Annotated in this window: 17 protein-coding genes; 15 read left to right on the top strand and 2 right to left on the bottom strand. The window is 62.1% G+C overall.

The features are described from left to right. The 4 genes from F2P45_RS35685 to F2P45_RS14990 all read left to right on the top strand — a co-directional run. On the top strand, positions 1-199 hold a 199-nt coding region (locus F2P45_RS35685; protein WP_223164746.1), incomplete at its 5' end, for a hypothetical protein. 164 nt (positions 200-363) lie between these two features. Beyond that, positions 364-591: a RepB family protein gene (locus tag F2P45_RS15000; RefSeq protein WP_166876388.1), complete on the top strand. Its 228-nt coding sequence runs from the start codon at positions 364-366 to the stop codon at positions 589-591. Continuing rightward, positions 588-1,325 (top strand): DUF5131 family protein, encoded by a 738-nt coding sequence (locus tag F2P45_RS14995; RefSeq protein ID WP_166876385.1) that lies wholly within the window; start codon positions 588-590, stop codon positions 1,323-1,325. Before F2P45_RS15000 ends, F2P45_RS14995 begins: the two co-directional genes overlap by 4 nt. Before the next feature lie 15 nt (positions 1,326-1,340). Then, a complete protein-coding gene (locus F2P45_RS14990) occupies positions 1,341-2,603 on the top strand; it encodes a three-Cys-motif partner protein TcmP (protein ID WP_166876382.1) in 1,263 nt (420 codons plus the stop codon). 19 nt (positions 2,604-2,622) lie between these two features. Here F2P45_RS14990 and tcmP read toward each other — a convergent pair whose 3' ends face one another. Beyond that, a complete protein-coding gene (tcmP, locus tag F2P45_RS14985) occupies positions 2,623-3,549 on the bottom strand; it encodes a three-Cys-motif partner protein TcmP (RefSeq protein WP_166876379.1) in 927 nt (308 codons plus the stop codon). A gap of 700 nt (positions 3,550-4,249) precedes the next feature. On the opposite strand from tcmP, the gene F2P45_RS14980 reads away from it, so the two are divergent. Genes F2P45_RS14980 through F2P45_RS14970 form a run of 3 tightly spaced genes read left to right on the top strand, consistent with a single transcriptional unit; the run spans position 4,250 to position 7,005 of the window. After that, positions 4,250-5,485, top strand: coding sequence for a sialidase family protein (locus F2P45_RS14980; RefSeq protein WP_166876375.1), 1,236 nt, complete (start codon positions 4,250-4,252; stop codon positions 5,483-5,485). After that, positions 5,485-6,144 carry a hypothetical protein gene (locus tag F2P45_RS14975; RefSeq protein ID WP_166876373.1) on the top strand — a complete coding sequence of 220 codons (660 nt, stop codon included), beginning with the start codon at positions 5,485-5,487 and terminating at the stop codon, positions 6,142-6,144. The genes F2P45_RS14980 and F2P45_RS14975 overlap by 1 nt, the downstream gene beginning before the upstream one ends. Before the next feature lie 51 nt (positions 6,145-6,195). Beyond that, positions 6,196-7,005 carry a hypothetical protein gene (locus F2P45_RS14970; protein WP_370663256.1) on the top strand — a complete coding sequence of 270 codons (810 nt, stop codon included), beginning with the start codon at positions 6,196-6,198 and terminating at the stop codon, positions 7,003-7,005. Between the two features lie 54 nt (positions 7,006-7,059). Here the strand turns inward: F2P45_RS14970 and F2P45_RS14965 are convergent, their stop codons facing one another. After that, the gene (locus tag F2P45_RS14965; RefSeq protein ID WP_166876370.1) at positions 7,060-7,611 is read right to left on the bottom strand and encodes a PEP-CTERM sorting domain-containing protein; all 552 of its coding nucleotides are present in this window, start codon (positions 7,609-7,611) and stop codon (positions 7,060-7,062) included. 163 nt (positions 7,612-7,774) lie between these two features. On the opposite strand from F2P45_RS14965, the gene F2P45_RS14960 reads away from it, so the two are divergent. From F2P45_RS14960 to F2P45_RS14925, 8 genes are all read left to right on the top strand, one after another. Then, positions 7,775-9,409, top strand: a complete 1,635-nt coding sequence (locus F2P45_RS14960; RefSeq protein WP_166876368.1) for an ATP-binding domain-containing protein — start codon at positions 7,775-7,777, stop codon at positions 9,407-9,409. A gap of 198 nt (positions 9,410-9,607) precedes the next feature. Then, positions 9,608-10,480, top strand: coding sequence for a PEP-CTERM sorting domain-containing protein (locus F2P45_RS35680; protein WP_223164745.1), 873 nt, complete (start codon positions 9,608-9,610; stop codon positions 10,478-10,480). Positions 10,481-10,566: 86 nt separating this feature from the next. After that, positions 10,567-11,424, top strand: a complete 858-nt coding sequence (locus tag F2P45_RS36215) for a PEPxxWA-CTERM sorting domain-containing protein (RefSeq protein ID WP_229505094.1) — start codon at positions 10,567-10,569, stop codon at positions 11,422-11,424. 393 nt (positions 11,425-11,817) lie between these two features. Further along, positions 11,818-14,418 (top strand): type VI secretion system Vgr family protein, encoded by a 2,601-nt coding sequence (locus F2P45_RS14945; RefSeq protein ID WP_166876362.1) that lies wholly within the window; start codon positions 11,818-11,820, stop codon positions 14,416-14,418. Beyond that, entirely contained in the window at positions 14,415-16,262 is a 1,848-nt protein-coding gene (locus F2P45_RS14940; protein WP_166876359.1) for a T6SS effector phospholipase Tle3 domain-containing protein, read from the top strand. The genes F2P45_RS14945 and F2P45_RS14940 overlap by 4 nt, the downstream gene beginning before the upstream one ends. Beyond that, entirely contained in the window at positions 16,259-16,459 is a 201-nt protein-coding gene (locus F2P45_RS14935) for a hypothetical protein (protein ID WP_166876357.1), read from the top strand. Before F2P45_RS14940 ends, F2P45_RS14935 begins: the two co-directional genes overlap by 4 nt. Continuing rightward, positions 16,459-17,934 (top strand): type VI lipase adapter Tla3 domain-containing protein, encoded by a 1,476-nt coding sequence (locus F2P45_RS14930; protein WP_166876354.1) that lies wholly within the window; start codon positions 16,459-16,461, stop codon positions 17,932-17,934. Before F2P45_RS14935 ends, F2P45_RS14930 begins: the two co-directional genes overlap by 1 nt. After that, complete coding sequence (locus tag F2P45_RS14925) at positions 17,934-18,194, top strand: PAAR domain-containing protein (protein WP_166876351.1); 261 nt, start codon at positions 17,934-17,936, stop codon at positions 18,192-18,194. The genes F2P45_RS14930 and F2P45_RS14925 overlap by 1 nt, the downstream gene beginning before the upstream one ends. Positions 18,195-18,202: the final 8 nt, after the last annotated feature.

The following is an 18,202-nucleotide window of genomic DNA, read 5'->3' as shown; positions in this document are numbered from 1 at the left end:
AATCGCGGCAACGTGCTTCTCCCAAAAAACGGTCGTGTTTTCCATGCTTGCTCCGGTATCAAATCGAAGTAGCAAGAATGCGGAAATTCGGATTAGCCAGCAAGTCTGGGGTTTATGGAGCGCTTACCAGCGTTTCTCAAATCGTATTGAGATATCGTCATCTGTAATTCCCTATGGTATTGGACTGCCGTCTACCTAAACAACCATTTCTGACCGAAACCAAAAGTAGGCCTCGGACGATTGTACCCTACCGGTACACCCAAATGGGTCACTTGATTACCTTGCTAACCGGGCCGTTTTCGGTATGATTACAGTGTAATCAAATTCGTACAAAGCTTCGCGAAGCAGAATGAGGAGCCAGCAATGAAAGCAGTCGTGCGCGCCAGCCAGCTCGCCAAAGCGCAGAGCAGTTTCCGCGATCGCATGCGTCAAAACGGATACCAGCGGTTGCAGGAGTGGATTCCCGAGGACGTCTTCAGACAACTAGGGGCACTGTGTAAAGAATCCGGGCTGAGCCGCAGAGAGGCGATCGAAAGCCTGGTCGCTGCGGCCAAGGAAGGTAAGATCAACCTACGAGGGGGAAAGACATGACGACAGGCAGCAAAATCGAATGGACTGAAATGACGTGGAATCCTACCGTCGGGTGTACGAAGGTGTCACCAGGGTGTAAGAATTGCTACGCTGAACGCATGGCCGAACGCTTGCAGGCAATGGGCGCAGCCGGGTATGCAAACGGTTTTGAACTGACCATGCTTGCTACCCGGCTTGATGACCCACTAAAGCGCCGCAAGCCGACTGTCTACTTCGTCAATTCAATGTCTGACCTGTTTCACGAAGGGATTCCATTCTCGTTTGTCGATCAGGTTTTTGAGACCATCATCAAAGCGGATTGGCACACATTTCAGATCCTCACCAAACGGGCTGACCGCATGGCGGAGTACTTCAAAGGCAAAATCGCGCCGCGCAATGCATGGCTTGGTGTTTCGGTGGAGGATCGCAAGTATGGACTCCCTCGGATCGATCATTTGCGCACGGTGGACGCAGCCGTCAGGTTTTTATCGGTGGAACCGCTTCTTGAAGATCTCGTGGAAATTAACCTGAAAGATATTCACTGGGTCATCGTTGGCGGCGAGTCGGGTCCTAAGGCTCGCCCCATGCGCCAGGAGTGGGTGGAAACGATCCAATACGAATGCGAAGAACAAGGTGCAGCCTTCTTCTTCAAACAATGGGGCGGCTGGGGCGCCGACGGCAAGAAGCGGGCAAAGAAATATAATGGCCGCAGTATCAACGGACGCACCTATGATGAAATGCCGGCGCAGCTCTAAAACATGGGGAAATCGATGCAAAGCCAATATACGTGGAAAAATGGTGCGGAGTCGATTCAACAACATAGTATTGCAAAGCACAGGATTCTTGAGTCCTACTTGGCAGCGTATTTTCAGACACTGGTTGGTAGGCAGCCACGTGACGAATTTAAACTGACGCTGGTCGATGGTTTTGCTGGCGGCGGGCTCTACTTTCACCAGGATACTCGCCAGGCCGTGCTGGGCTCCCCCTTCATATTCTTAAACGCCGAGCGGGAAGCGGAATTCCTCATCAATCAAGACCGTACCAAGCCGGTCCGGCTTGACATCAGCCATTTTTTTGTAGAGGCAAAACGCGACGCTTTTCTCCACCTTGATCACACGTTGAGAAAGGAGGGGTACGGCGACCGGATCGGCCAAACCATCCAGATGCGCCACGCCAAATTCGAGGACGAGGCGGCCAGCATCATCGAGTTCATCAAGAAAAAGAGTCCACGCAACGGCCGTTCGATCTTTGCTCTCGACCAGTTTGGCTACAACGCAGTCCCGACATCACTGATCAAGAAAATCCTCCACACGCTGCCGGGTGCTGAAATCATCCTAACCTTCGCGGTCGATTCGCTTCTCAACTACGCTAACGAGAAGGTATTCGCGAACGGGCTCAAGCGTATCGAGATTCCGGACATCCTCAAGGGACGCCCGATCAAGGAAATCAAAGAGTCCGAGCGCGACTGGCGCTTGCTCATACAGTCGACTCTATATTCGGCACTAGTGGCGCAGTGCGGAGCAAAACACTATACCCCCTTCTTTGTACGCAATACGAGCGGCCACGGCGACTACTGGCTGATCCACCTTTCCCAGCACCACCGCGCGCGCGATGTCATGACGGATGTGCACTGGAAGAACCAGAACTACTTCATTCACTATGGTGGCGCCGGCCTGAATATGTTCAACATGCTCGGCTACGATCCCACTTTTGACACCAAGCACAGCGGCCAGTCTGAACTTGGCTTCGAGTTCGACCCATTGGCCCGCAAAGCGAGCATCGCTGCGCTCATGGATCAGATCCCGAACATCATCTACGCACATGAAGAGGGCTTAAGCTACGGCGTGCTCTACGCAACGACCTGCAACGATTCGCCAGCTTCGGGAGAGATCTACCAAGATGCCTTGGAACAGCTGATCATGCAGAACGTCATCGAGGTTATCAGCGACAGTGGGGGAAAGAAAAAAGCTGCGCGTCAGATTAAAACGTCGGACCAGATCGTTGCACCGGCCCAGCGCAGACTGTTCGCCTGACGATGACGGATTTCTTCGACTAAAAAATTTGGCGCTGGGCCGGTAGCGCGGCGCCACTATCGCTGTTTTTGCCGATTCGTTGGTTTTTGAGCATGTCGAAAAGGTGATCGGCAGCTTTTTTCGATAGTTTCACGGCGGCCTCCGCCGGGTTCGAAACGGCGAAAAACAGCGCGAACATTGGTGGTCCGCCGCGTTCCGGCAACAGGATGGGCGCACTGACCCAACCCTTGAAAATCTCACAGAGTCTTGCGTGGACGAAGGAAGTTATTTCGGCAGGGCCGGCTGTCCGGCGGGCACTACTCTTGCCGCCGTCGAGAAGGCTGTCCTGCTGGGATTCGGTGTAAAACGCTGTGCGCCAGGCTGCGGTTCCCAGTACGCTGTCGAGAGCCGCAGCTTTTCCTTTATCGACTTTATTAAAGTCGATTGCAGCCTGTCGATACACGGCACTGAGCGGGAACAGGTACCACACGTCAAGCGCCTTCGTTGCCGCCACTTTTTTCAGTGTTTCCCACCGCACAGTCATGCCGTACGGGTCCAGGAAGAGCACACCACGGGTGGAACGCCATGAGGTCTTCTGTAGTATGTCGTTCAGTGCTGCGTTGGCATCTTGCTGGTAAATCGACACCCGATCGCTGTCGTTGGGGCTGGCAACCAGACCACGGAGCTCGGCAACATGTTTGGGATTGAAATCGATAAGATGAAGGTGGTCGAAGGCCGGTAGCGTGTCGAGCGCGATCTTGGCGGATCCGGCGATGGTGGATCGCAAACCTGATCCCAGACTGACGTCGCACTCGCCCGTGCCGGCGAAAGCATCGATATAGATGCGGGTGAACGGCTGCTCAGAGCTGGGGCGGCGTTGCAAGGCCGTGTTAAAGAACTCAAGGTAGCGGAGCAACAAGTCCAACTTAATCATCGTCCAGGGACCGCCGAAGGAATGCACTGTCATTTCGCTCTCGTCGTCTGGGGTGTGGGTTGAGATGATAGCGCACTGATGCTTACGAAGGGTAAACACCGCCGTTTCAGGATCTATTCTTACGCCGCGAAGAAAAATGGCTTGAACTGAGGTCTGTTTAAGTTTTTTTAGACCCGGGCAGACGCGGGCGCGAGCGCTAAGTCATTGTTCTGTAAGGACGCCCGTTTCAGATTATATTTGAACGTAACAGCCGCATTGTCGCTCCTCTGTAAACATGGCGCGCACCCCGGCAGCCCGCCGGATGCATGCGGAGCGGGTATGCAGGCAGGGAATGAGAAGGCTGCGAAGGGAGATTGATGATGCTACAATCCAATGTTTAGAAGAAATTTCACAACTGACCGCCCCTACCAATGCAGCCTTCCTGTCTCGCACGCGGCGCCCTCCGCATTCCGTTCACCGTTCATCGTTCACCGTAGATTCATTCGCCGTTCTGGAGCCTGAGGCCGCATGCGTAATGCCATCCGAATCGCCCTGCGTGCCGCCCATTCGGCTGTTGCCTGCCCAGCCGTCGCGCTGCGGCCCTGCTTGCGCGATGTCCGCTTGCGCCGCCTTGTTGACGGCTGCACTGCACACGGTGTGCCCGTGAAGCTGGCTATTCGCGTTCTCGTTCCGGCTTGGCCTGTGCGGCCCGACGCCGCGACCCTGTTGTAGATGTAGAAATGGACTAAAAATCATGCTGTCTAGAAAGCTATCCATCGAGCCCACCGCGGCTGCTCTCGACGCCGCGCTGGCGCCAGCGCCCCATCAGGCGACTTCACAGCAGCGGCTGCCCGCCCGCGCCTGGTTGCCGGCCCTGGCATGCGCGCTGGCGTTGCTGGCGATGCTCGGTGCGGAGCTCAACCGATGGCTGCATGCCCCGAAAAAGAGCGCGGCAGCGGCTGCGATCACGGCTGCCGCCTATGGCAAAGTCACGCTCACGAAGCTTTCCGCCGACCTCATTCCGATGCCGGCCGGCGTGCCCTCCGCCCATGCGAGCGCCCTGGCGTCATTGCCTGGCGATCAGATGATGGCGTTCTGGTGGGCGGGCAGCCGCGAGAGCGGACCCGACGTGAAAGTGTATGCCGCCCGCTGGGGCGCCGGGAAATGGGGCGCGCCGCGCGAGATCGCAAGCCGCGCCTCCCTGGGCGCCGCACTCGGCTTTGGCGTGCGTCGCATCGGCAACCCGGTGGCCTGGACCGCGCGCGACGGCAAGATCCATCTGTATGTGGTGGCGACCGGGCTCGGTGGCTGGGGCGCATCACGCGTCGCCCACATGGTCTCGTCCGATTTCGGCGCAAGCTTCAATGTCAGGCGCGTGCTGCCGATGTCACCGCTGTTCAATACGAGCGTGCTGGTGCGGGCTTCACCGGTCGCGCATCCGGATGGCGGATGGTGGTTGCCCGCCTACTTTGAGCTCGGCATCAAATATCCGATCTTCATGGCCTTCGACGAAACCGGAAATCCAAGCTCGCTGGCGCGCATCGGCACCAGGACCACGTCGCTGCAGCCGGCCCTGGTGCCGGTCTCGGCGGTCGAAGCGCATGCGTGGATGCGCGACTCCGGCCCGGAGCGTCGCGTGCAGCAGGCGGTCAGCCGGGATGGCGGCGCCAGCTGGGAGGATTTGCCTGCGCTCGATCTTCCCAATCACTCCAGTTCGGTGGCTGCGCAACAGCTCACCAAAGGCGGTTTCCTGCTTCTGCACAACCACGTGGAAACGGGTGGATCCGATCGCAACATTCTTCGTCTTTCCATCTCAAAAGACGCGCGCTCATGGGAGCCCCTGTTTGACGTGGCCAGCGGTAGTGCCGGTGAAGAATTTTCATACCCGACGCTGCAACAGCTCGGCAACGAGCTCCATGTGACCTACACCTCGCGCCGCACCGCCATCGCGCATCACGTCTACCGGATCAATTATGGAGGGGAATTCTGATGAGCTTGCCGGAACTGGATTGGCAGATCTTTTACGGGCGGGTGGCATGGGCGATCGTGCTCGCTGCCTTGATCAGCGCGGCCTGGCCGCGCGCATGGGCGCTCTCGCGCGCCCGGCTCGCCGCCATCGCCGTGTGCGCCGCCGTGCTGCAGGCACTGCCAGGCGAAGGGGCGCCGGCCTATTGGCTGGGCCTGGTTTTCCAATGGCCAAGCGCCTTGCTTGTCGGACTCAGTGCGGCCAAGTTACACTTCGCCTGGCAAGGCAAGCCCGAGAAGAAAGTCATGTCCGCCCAGCTGGCGGCGCTGATCGCCGTCGCGGGCGCGGCCCTGTACCTCGATGCCATTGGCCTGCTCTCGCTGGGTTTGTTCTATGCGGGCTTTGGTCCACGCGGCGCACCGCTGCTGGCGCTGCTGCTCGCCGTCCTCTGTTCGGCCGCGATCGTGCGTGGCCAGGCACGCGTGCAATCGGTCGCGGTGCTCGGGGCATTGCTGCTGTTTGCCGTACCGCGGCTACCCACGGGCAACCTGTGGGATGCGCTGCTCGACCCCTTGTTATGGGGCTGGGCCTTGTGCTCGCTCGCAGCCGCGTACCGGCATGGCTGGACGCTGTCCGCTGCGCGTGCGGGTGCGGGTGCGGGTGCGGCGGCGACGACTGCATGATGCCGCGCGCGCAAGCCCGGTCGTTTTTTAATCTTAAGTGGAGTTAGGTCTGTGACAAAACGCAATTGGTATATTCATCCGGCGTACTTCGCTGCGATCGGCATTAACGCGGGTGTGCTCGCCTACGCATGCACCTTGTCCGGCACCGATCCGGCTCCCCTCTGGGGCTTGCTGGCAGAGGACCGGCTGGTCGAATGGATGCAGTTTCTCTGTTTTGCCGCTATTTCCGTGATGCTTGGCATGGTGGCGGTGGAGCGCGCCCGCCGCGTACCGCCATGGAGCCTGGAAGTGCTTGGCATTGCCGGACTGAGCTTACTGGTGGGGCTGGCGGCATGCGAGGAAATCAGCTGGTTCCAGCGCGTGCTCGGCGTGGAAAGTTCCGAATTCTTCCGTCAGCATAATCGTCAGGCCGAAACCAATTTGCACAACCTGGCGCTCGGCAGCGGCAGCTTGCACAAGACAATCATTCTGAAGCTGATCTTCATCACCGGTATCGCCCACAATCTGGTGCTGCCGCTGCTGGCGCGCTCGCGTCCGGCGATCAGGCGCTACGTGGAGTCGATCGGCCTGTACCTGCCGCCGTTGCCGGTTGCGGCCATCTATCTGGTGCTCGTCATTTTGTCGCATGTTCTGATCGATCATCCACGCAAGGGAGAATTGGGCGAGATGTTCGGTGCGGTGCACTACCTGGCCACGGCGTTCGCGGCCTACATGGTCGGCATCGGATACGACCGGCCAAGAATGTTCGAGAGCGATGCCGATTGCCGCCGGCTGGTCGTGATCTTTCAGGCCTTCGTGGTGTTTCTGCTGCTGGTTTCCTGGCTGCTCGCTGCGGGCACCAAGCTCAACATCGCGCTGTGAGCGCAACCGCCGCCCGGGCCGGGCGGCGCGCCTGAAAGGGCTTGCCCGCTCCGCCTACGGGCGGCGCGGGCGCCGGCTGCGCAGCGCCAGCACGCCCAGCCCCAGCGCCAGCATGCCATAGGTGGCCGGCTCGGGCACCGGCGAAATCTCGAACATGGTGTCCTCGGTCCAGCGCAAGGTATACGACGCCGCGTTGCCGTTCCAGAATGAATATTCCCTGACCTCGAAGCCGCTGGTCGCCTCGCCGCCCGCGACGCCGTTCTCGTTCCATGGGTCGGTGCTCCAGGCGGTATTGAAACTGAGGGCCGCGCCGGGCGCATAGGAAAATTCGAATAATCCGCACAGGAACACTTCCGGGCCGCACCAGCCGACATATTGCTGGCCGTTGAGCACGAAGGAAGTCACCTCGCTGCGTTCCAGTACCCCGTCGCCGTTCAGATCCTCGGTTTCGAAATACCCGTAGATCTGCGCGTTCGGCAGGAACTGCCCCGCTTCTTCGTGCAAGAAGCCGGTATAGGTAAACTGACTGAGGGTCGATGCCGCCTGGGCGGCGGGCGCCAGCATGGCGGCGCCAATGGCGGCGGTGAGCAAGGAACGTTTGAGCATGGTGGTCTCCTGGATGAACCACCAGATTAACAAATTGGCATCTATAAAGTGTCGTACAAATGCCGCATCGACAACAAATAGCGCACGCGCGCAAGCGTGCGGTTCTTCCCTGTAAGCAGACATACAATATTACATTCACCACCACAGCGCAGCGCCCCATTCCATGGCCCACATTCATCCTACCGGCTGGCAAGAGATGGCGGTCACCGGCACCGCCGTGCGCGAGATCGAGACGCTGGGCTATCTCGAACGCACCCTGCTTGATGCCCCGTACCGCATCTACCACGGCGTGCACTGGACCAATGTCGAGAACGGTTTTTCGGCCTTCGGCGAGATCGACTTCATCCTCGTCGCGCCGAACGGGCGCCTGCTGCTGATCGAGCAGAAATCGGGCCTGCTCAACGAAACGGCCGACGGCCTGGTCAAGCACTACGAGGGCAAGCCGCGCAAGGTCGCCAACCACCTGCTGCGCTCCATCAAAGGCCTGAGCGAGCGCTTCGGCGGCGAACTGTCCATCGATTACCTGCTGTACTGCCCCGACTACCTGGTGCGCAATGCGCAACTGGCGGGGATCGATCCGCGCCACATCATCGACGCCACCAATAAAGACCGCCTGGCGCGGGTGATCCGCGAGATCCTGCCCATCACCGACAGCAAACCGGGCGAGCAGTTCGAGAAGGTCACGCGCTTCCTCGGCAACATGCTCAGCCTGCGGCCCGATCCGAGCGCCATGATCGGCAATGCGGCGGCCATGGTCACGCGCCTGTCGGGCGGGCTGGCGATCTGGGCCCGCAAGCTGGAATTTGCCCCGTTCCGCCTGCGCGTGTCCGGCACCGCCGGCAGCGGCAAGACCCAGCTGGCGCTGGCCGAATACGCGGGTGCCATCGAGGCCGGCCTGGCGCCCCTGTACGTGTGCTACAACCGGCCGCTGGCGGACCATATCGGGCAGCTGGTGCCCGCCGGCGGACGGGTGGCGACCTTCCACATGCTCAGCGACGCCTTCCTGCGCGCCCAGGGCCACATTCCCGACTACGCCGCGCCCGGCGTGTGGGACCGGATCGAAGCGCGCATGGCCGGCGCCGCCCTGCCGGAGAGCTGGAAATACGATGTGCTGATCGTCGACGAGGGCCAGGATTTTTCGCTGGCCTGGCGCGACATCCTGCTGCGCATGCTCAAGGACGAGGGCCGCGCCATCTGGCTGGAAGACCCCAACCAGAACCTGTACGGGCGCCCCACGGTGCCGCTGCCGGGCTGGGTCACCTTGCATTCCGACACCAACTTCCGCAGCCCGCGCCAGATCATCGACATGCTGGCCTCGATCGGCGCCGTCCATCCACCGGTGCAGGCCGGCAGCCCCTTCAAGGGTGCCGACATCGAGGAGCTGATGTATCCGGACGGCGACACCGAGGCCATGCTGGCGCAGACGCGGCGCGCGGTCACCCTGTGCCTGGGTGCCGGCTTCGCGCGCCACGATATCGCCATCGCCTCGTTTCGCGGCCGCGACAAGTCGGCCATCCTGCGCCTCGACAAACTCAGCGAGGCGCACACGCTGCACTCCTTCACCGGCGAATACGACCTGTTCGGCACCCCGATCTACCGCGACGGCGGCTTGCTGGCAGAGTCGGTGTACCGCTTCAAGGGCCAGTCGGCGCCGGCGGTGATTTTCACCGAAATCGACTTCGAACAGCTCGACGCGCTGGTCCTGCGCAAGCTGTTCGTGGGCATGACCCGCGCCAGGCTCAAGCTGGTGCTGGTGCTCAGCGAGCGGGCCGGACAACAGTTGCTGGACCGGATTTGATCCGGCACGAGCGCGCCATGCTCTTGCCGCCCATGCGGACGGAAAGAAGGGCCTTGATGGCCAAGCAGCGCCGCAACTGAGCCGGAAGTCGGATATCAGGGTGAATCTTGTGATCAATTAGCAACAAGCCATCGCATGCGCAACGCGCACTGGTATATTGTCCTTTTCGACAATATTGTCAATCGACTAAGGCAACCCATGAACAAATTCGCCGTAGGTGTGGTCATGGCGGCCACGCTGGCGTCACCGATAGTGGCCCACGCGCAGATTCGCGCCGAGGGTAGCCTGACCAATTTCTCGTACACGCTGATCGACTTGTTGCCCGACGATGGCATTGGCCCGTCCCTCAGCATCGTCCGGCCCAAGGAGGATGCCGGCGGCAGCGACGTGTCCAGCTATCTGAGGCAGTTCGACACCGTTGATCCGGAGTTTAGCGACAACCGCCAGCAATCCACAACGCGGTATAACCGCGACCTCGCGACCAAGCTCGGCACGCCTGCCGGCATGGGAAACGCGAGCGTGACTGGTACGGATTTTCATTCATTGCAATTGCACACCGTGGCGTCGACGACCAGCACCCCGGCGACACACCGGTCGGTCAGTTCGTACGCCAGTTCCAAGATCACCGAATTTGTGCTCTCGCCGGGCACGCAGGTGTCGTTTTTCGCAGATTTCAACGGCAGCGCCTTGACCACGCTGCCAAAAGGCAATGCGCTCCAGGAACATGCGCAAACCCAGGCGAATTTTTCCTTACAGGCCTACGTGCAAAACAGCCAGACCGGATTCGCATCAAAACGCATCGGCGTGGCAGCATCGAACGGCAAGCTCGGCGACAGTCCTCCGGCGACGATGTCTGCCAGCGAGCGCGTCTGGATCACGTTCGACAACGACTCGGCGTTTTCATCGAATCTGAAGCTGGACATCAGCTTGGTCTCGCTTGCGCGCACCTATGACGCCGGCCCGCTGCAAGCAAGCCCCGTACCTGAGCCGGCCACCACGGCCATGCTGCTTGCCGGACTGGCCATGGTCACCGGCGCAGTCCGTCGCCGCCGGGCGGTCCGAGGCAAATGAACGATTGCCGGACGGCGCCTCCCCGTGTAGCGCACTGGCTTGCCGCATTCTGTGTAAGACCCGCTCATTACCCACCAAGGATTTTCATGAAGACAATTGTTACCGCGCTGGCATTAAGCGTAACGTTCGCCGCCCCGCTGTCCGCCAGCGCGCAAGTGAGCGCAGAAGGCACATTGAACAATTTTTCGTACTCGCTGGTGGACCTGCTGCCAAACGACGGCATCGCGCCATCGCTCTCGATCGTCAAGCCGCACAATCCCAGCTACCCTGGCACGGTGGCGGGCGCCGAGATCAACGAGAGCGGACTACGCACCACGCGAGAGGCCAGCGAGGACGTGACACGCGCGCTGTATAGCCGCGATCTCGATGCCAGCGTTTCCGTCCCCCAGGGCACCATGGTCGCGACCGTCAGCGGACAACATTTCCAGAACCTGGCCTTTCACACGGCCGCGTCGACCACGGGCAGCGTCGGCTATAAGCGGTCGGCGCGCGCCCGGAATGTCATGTTGATCGAAGAATTCGTCCTCTCGCCTGGTACGCAGATCAACTTCTTCGCCGACGCCAGTGGCAGCGTGGCGACGTCACTGCCACGTACAAATATCCTGAGGGAAAATTCCAACTTCCAGGCCTCCATGCGCTTCGACGACACATGGTCTAGTGCCTACCCGAATGCGAGCGCGACGTTCAAGTTGACAGCGCCGCTCGGCAATAGCAACCCGGACCTGCCGTTCTCGCAGTCGGCAAGCGAGCGCTTATCGATCATGTTCCAGAACACGAAGTCGACATCGCGGAACCTGAAGCTGTGGATCGGCGTGTCGGCCAACGCTGAATCGGTCGACACGACGCTATCGACCAGTCCGGTGCCGGAACCGGCGACCTATGCGATGCTGATTGCCGGTCTGGCGCTGGTCGCCGGTGCGGCGCGCCGCAAGCGGGTTGGCTGAGCGATTTTTGCAGGCAGGCGAGCGCCCGCGACAGCGTCGATGGCAACGAACAGGTAGCACCTGGATACCCACGATGCCGCGTCTAATAGAATCGGCAGATGTGAAACGATAACGAGGGCGGCTCTGCCCAACCTGCACAACTGCAAAGGTGATCGCCCCCACGCCACGCCGCCCATCACGCGCGCCGGATTCCCGATTTTTGGGGCACGATCCCCATACCAGCAAGCTCATCTGTTGTTTTGCCGCATCGCCCCGGCCCCCGGCTTGCCCCGCAGCAGCGACTTGCACGTAAATACACACCAATTATTTTTAAGCAATATGACTGACAGTCAACACGTTGTTCAGATACTATGCTTTATGGTTATATAACGCCTGATTAAGGAAGCAATTCTTATGGGTAGTATTTCTGCGGCGGTCGCGTCGATGGCGCTCAACCGGCAACACAATCGCATCATGCGCCTGACCTTTCCGCACGCGGACGGGCCGGACGATGTGCTGCTGGCCAACCGCCTGGAGGCGCGCGAGGAACTGTCGCGCGACTTCGAGTACAACCTCGAAGTGCTGTCCGATAACGCCAGCATCGCCCTCAAGGATGTGCAGGGCAAGATGGTCACCATCGAACTGGTGCGCGGCGACGGTTCCCTGCGCTACTTCAACGGCTACGTGTTCGCCTTCCAGCTCACCGGCACCGATGGCAGCGTGGCGTTTTACTCGATGCTCCTGAAACCCTGGCTGGCCTACCTCAAGCTGCGGCGCGACAACTACGTCTTCCACGACGCCACCCTGCGCGACCAGACCACCAGCATCTTCGACGATTACGGCACCCATCCCGACTGGGATTGCCGCCTGCGCGCGCCCGAGACGCGCATGACCATGGCCTGCCAGTTCGCCGAAGACGACCACAACTACCTGCACCGGCGCTGGGAAGCGGCCGGCTGGCATTACTGGTACGAGCACACGGCCAGCGGGCACAAGCTGGTGCTGTCGGACGATTCGCCCCAGGCCGCGCCCATCGACGGCAGGCCGGACGTGCGCTTCCAGCGCCACGGCGGCGCGCTGGAAGAAGATGCGATCGGCGATTGGTCGCCCGTGCGCGACCTGGTCGCGGCCAGCGTGGCGCTGGCCAGCTTCGACTTCAAGCATCCGCAGCCGGCCCATACGGACGTGCCGACCGTGAACCAGCAGGGCACGGTACTCAAGATCGAATCCTACGAATACACCGGCGCCTACGGTTTTGCCGACAGCGCCGCCGGGGCCGACCAGGCCCGCCTGCGCATGGAAGAAATCGAAGCGAGCGGCAAGCACTTTACCGCGCGCGGGAATAACCGCTTCAGCATGCCGGGCCGCAGCTTCCGCCTGGCCGAGCATTTCCATGACGACGCCGACGGCGCCGGGCAGAACGAGTTCCTGATCGTCGGCGTGCACCATTCGATCAGCAACAATTACCTTCAGCACGGCGATACCCCGTCCGACTACAGCAACCACTTCACCTGCATCCGCAAGCGCATCCCCTGGCGTCCGGGACGCGGCTACAACAGCACGCCAACGCGCATCCTGGCGCCGCAGACGGCCACCGTGGTCACCCCGGGCGGCGAGGATGTGTTCACCGATGCCTACGGCCGCGTGCGCGTGCAGTTCCACTGGGACCGGGTCGGCAGCAACGATGAACGCAGCTCGGCCTGGCTGCGCGTGTCCAGCCCCTGGGCCGGCGCCGAACTGGGCGCGCATGCGATTCCGCGCAAGGGCCAGGAAGTGGTGGTGGTCTGGCTCGACGGCAACCCCGACCGGCCGATCATTTCGGGCGCGGTCTACAACGAGAACAATATGCCGCCGTGGAAGGTGGCGGACCAGAAAGCCCTGATGGGCATCCGCAGCCGCGAGCTGACACCCGGCGGCGGCAATGCGGCGGGCGGGCGCAGCAACCATCTGGTGCTGGACGATTCGGGCGGCCAGATCCAGGCCCAGCTCAAAAGCGACCATCAGCACAGCCAGCTCTCGCTCGGCCACATCACCCGCATCGAAGACAATATGGGGCGCAAGGACAGCCGTGGCGAAGGCTTCGCGCTGGAAACCAACGGCGCCGGCGCGCTGCGCGCGTCGCGCGGCCTGCTGCTCAGTACCGACGGACGCACGCGCGCCGTCGGCGGCACCCTGAGCCGCGACGAGCTGGTGCGCTGCCTGGAACAGGCGCTGGACCTGGCCAGGAGCCTGGGCGAGGCCGCCGAGCAGCACGAAGGCGGCGCCCGCGATCCCAAGCCGCAAGAGTCGCTGACCGAGGCGGTCAGCGCGCTCGGCCACGGCAGCGGCGACGAAAGCGGCGACAAGGGCCGCATGCCGGGCGGGGTGCCGGTGATTGCGCTCACGGCGGCGGCCGGCATCGCCAGCGCCACCCCGATGGACCAGACCCACTTTGCCGGCAAGAACATGGACACCGTGGCCCGCCACAACCAGCAGCACTACGCCGGCAAGTCGATCCTGCAAACGGCCGGCAAGGATATCGAACAGTTCGCGCTCGACGGCGACATCCGCAGCATCGCCAACAAGGGCAAACTGATCCAGCAGGCGCAGCACAACGCCATCGAAATCACGGCCGACAAGAGCATCACCATGCTCTCGACCAAGGACCACATCCTGATGGCGGCCGACAAGCACATCACGCTCACCAGCGGCGGCGCCTACATCAAACTGTCGGGCGGGAATATCGAAATCGTTTGTCCGGGCAACCTGATCTTCAAGTCGGCCGCGCGCGCGTTCACCGGGCCGGGCAGCATGAAGCAGGACATGCCGAAGTTCGAGGTCGGCGGCACCGGGCGCAAGTTCATGCTGCACCGCGATGGCGACAAGCTCGACAAACTCGACAATCACAACTACAAAATCAAGCTCGACGACGGCCAGCTTATCGAAGGCAAGACCGGCAAGGATGGCTTGACCAAACTGGCGGAGAAAGACGTGATGCGCATCGCCGATATCAAGGTCTGGAAGGACAAGGCATGAGCGAGCAGGACAATCTGGTGGTACCCGGCAATGAAGAACAGATCCTGTTGACCAGCAAGTCGACGGCGGGCATTCCGATCAAGCGCAGCATGCCCTGCATTACCATCCTGGTGCACGGGGTGAACGATGTGGGCGAAGCCTTCGCCAGACAGGAGGCCGGCCTGTGCGCCGGCCTGAACACGCGCCTGGACCGCAAGGATATCCTGGCCGGCGACTGGGCCCTGCCGCCCACCAGGAAAACCGGCGACTACACGGTCGAGGATATCCATCCCGACCCGGACAAGGTGTACTTCCAGCGCAAGCCCGACCAGGGCACCTCGTCGGTGATCCCGTTCTACTGGGGCTTCCGCGAAGAGAGCGCGCAGGCCGACACCGAACAGCCGCACAAGGAATACCTGGACCGCTACGGCAACCGGATCGACAAGCGCTTCGGCAAGAACGGCGGGCCGTTCGCCAACGCCACCACGAATATTCCCGACATGTTCGGCGAAGGTTTCCGGCGCAACTGGGCGATCCGGCGCGCCGATCCGGACGACGGCACCCACCCGCTGCTGAGCGCGCCGCCGCGGACCTACATGGTGCTGGCGGCCCAGCGCCTGGCCGCCCTGCTGCGCATCATCCGCAAGAAGTCGCCCAACGAGCCGGTCAATATCATCGCGCACAGCCAGGGCTGTTTCGTCACCCTGCTGGCGCACGCCATGCTGGGCAAGGAAGGCGCCGGCATCAAGGCCGATACGGTGGTGCTCAACAACCCGCCCTACAGCCTCGAAGAACCGTTCATCGAAACCTTCCAGACCGGCGGCGATCAGCAGACCGCGCACGCGCGCGAAGAAACCTTGCGCAAGATCGTGGCCGATTTCATGACCACGTCGCCGGCCACCGTGCCCGCCTTCGCCAGCCTCAAGACCGACGGCGACGGCGTGGTCGGCCGCCTGTGGGAAGCGGCCGCCAGGATGGAGCGCGACAACCGCGGCAAGGTGTTTCTCTACTTCAGCCCGGACGACGCCACCGTCGGCCTGCCCAACATCCAGGGGATCGGCTGGTGGGGCGTGTACGAAGACATGCGCCAGAAACTCGGCAGCCGCTTTTACCAGCGCATGTTCGCCTCGCCACTGGGCAAGAATGCGGACGCGCCGCCGGTCGGCTCCGCGCCCTACCAGTACAAGATTCACTTCAAGTGGAATGTCGGCCACACCTTCGGGCGCAAGCGCTTCATCAACGCCGAGCCGCTGCATGTGCCGTTCCTGCCCGACATGGGCGCCGCCGCCTTGCAGAACGGCCCGATCGACGCCTCCATCGGCGCCACCAGTCCCTACACCAAAAAGGGCCAGGAAGGCATGCTGGAGGGCGAGACGGCGGAACAGGCCAAGGCGCGCTGGATGAATCGCGAAGGGGAAAACTCCTACCACTCGAGCATCGTCAGCAACCCCATGCACAGCCAGAAAGCGGTCGCTTACGATCTCTGCATCGGCATCAGCAAGATTCTCAAGACCAACGACGTGAAATGGATCACCTTCCTGCGCGCGGCGGCCGACTGGCGCACCAACTGGCATGGCGTGGTCAACGACAAGACGCTCGACAGCGCCGCCTTCGCCCCGCCGGGGCCGGAGATCGTCGCCATGCTCGACGGCGAGATCGGCGCCGGCGAACGCGACGTCATCAATGGCAATTTCCATTACCATTCGGCGGACGGCTTACATCCGGGCAAGCTGCCGGCCTTCACCGACGCCTGCACCGTGGGCACCCTGGCCCCCTTCGTGATTTCCGAAACAACCCAGCAGCGCTTCGACGAAAACCAGCGCCTCAATCATCAACATGCCTTTCCCCGTGGAGGACGACATTGAAGCTCGCATTAAGGTTAATTCAACATTGCACATCGCGCCTGCCGGCCGCGCGCCGCGTCCTGCCGGCCATCGCGCTCATGGGGGTGCTGATGTCAAGCAGCGGCTGCTTCACGGCCTTTGCGCCGAAACGCGAATTCTGTACCGGCGACCCCAAGGATACCTCGCTGCCGCTATGCAAACCGCAGGCGCCCCAGTAATGCGCCGCACAGCGCCGCGCGCCTGGGCGCTCGCCGCCCTGCTCGCCGCGCCCGCCTGGGGTGCCGCACCGACCCTCATTCACAAGATGGACCCTCTTATGTCGCAGACGCAAACAGGTAGCACATTTCCGCCGATCGACTCGCTCGAACTGGTCGGCGTCGGCGTTGCCGTCGAAACCTGGCGCAACCACCCCGACTATCCCAAGGCCAACCTGTGGCAGGCGGTACAGGAGAGCAACGGCAACTACATCGTCTCCCAAGATCCCAAGCAATATCCGAAGACCTTGCCGGAATGGCAGATGATGGCGGCCAAGCGCAACATGGACACCATCGACGCCGCGGTGCGCGAATTCATGGACCGCTATCCGCTGCCGATCTCGGTGGTCGCGCCCGCGTTCGGCGAGCCGGAAGGCGGCGAAGCGCGTGAACTGAGCCGCAAATCGAACGCGGTCAGCATCGTCGTGACCACGGTCGGCGGCCCCTACACCGCGCCCGGTTCCTTCCGCGAATTGCTGACCCAGAGCGGCCAGGTGGTCAATTCCTATCTCAACGACGAGCCCGACGCGCTGTGGCAGACCCTGTTCTCCACCTTCGAGCAGAATGCCGACGTGCCCGCCATCGGCGTGGCCGCCAAGGACAGCGCCATGCACCGCGCCCTGAGCTTCAAGCGCAGCGACCCGCCGCGCTACGAAAAACTGGCGGCCGAGCAAGTCTACCGCCCCAAGCAGGCGCGCGTGGTCAGCGACAGCTTCGCCATGCTGGTGCTGGCGCAGCGCGCGCGCGTCGAGCGCCTGCGTCCGTTCGCCCCGTTCGTGGCCGACACCATGGTGGTCAAGAACCGCGGCGGCCGCTTCTCGCGCAACTGGTCCGAGTTTGCCGGCTGGAAGAAAAATCCACCCACGCCGTTCGTGCCGACGCCCTTCCTGGCCAAGCCCTGGACCCAGTTCCAGGTCGACCAGTTCGACCACCTGGAAAACCTGGGCACGGTGCACCGCCCGCAGGTGGTGTCCTGGCTGGACGCCGCCGGCAAGCCGGTCAAGGCGCTTGAAAAAGTGGCGCGCATGCAAACCGCCCTGCGCGCCGCGCTGGCGCCGCTGGGCGGCAAGCTGCCGGTGCGCATTTTCTACGACTACGGCAGCGTCCTGGACGACCGCAAAAGCGGCGAACGCTTCGTGCCGCTGGTGCAAAGCCTGCACGCGCTCGACGACGACTTCGACCTGCTCGACCCCAAGCGCGGCTTCGACCTGGCGCGCATCCTGGGCGACACGGGCGCGGCCAGCAGCTTCGTCGGCGTGGCGCTGGCCTCGATGGCCGGGCGCCAGAGCGGCGGCGCCACCCTGGTCGCCAACCTGCGCCGCAACGATGGCGCCACCTTGCTGCTGGTCACGCCGCCCAGCGCCGAACAGATGAAAAAGGACGCGGCCATCAAGCGCCCGTTTTTCCCCTCCACCGCCGGCGTGAAGGACAGCTTCTGATGGACCGTCCAATCTGTTGCGAAGGCGACATGACCACCCACGGCGGCAAGGTCATCAAGGCCAGTGGCAGCTTCACCATCGACGGCCGCCGGGTGGCCCGCGTGGGCGACCTGGTCAGCTGCCCGCTGCACGGCATCAACCCCATCATCGAGGGCGATGGCGCGACTCTGGACGAAGCGATTCCGCTGACCTTGCACGGCCACAAGAGCGCCTGCACCAGCATGGTCATCTGCACCGCGAACGCCACGGTCGATGCCTAGAACCCCAC

It is taken from the genome of Massilia mucilaginosa (genome assembly GCF_011682145.1).
In the GTDB taxonomy this organism is placed as follows: domain Bacteria; phylum Pseudomonadota; class Gammaproteobacteria; order Burkholderiales; family Burkholderiaceae_D; genus Telluria_A; species Telluria_A mucilaginosa.
The sequence above is the reverse complement of the archived record's forward strand: the minus strand, read 5'-3'. Positions and strand labels throughout refer to the sequence as shown.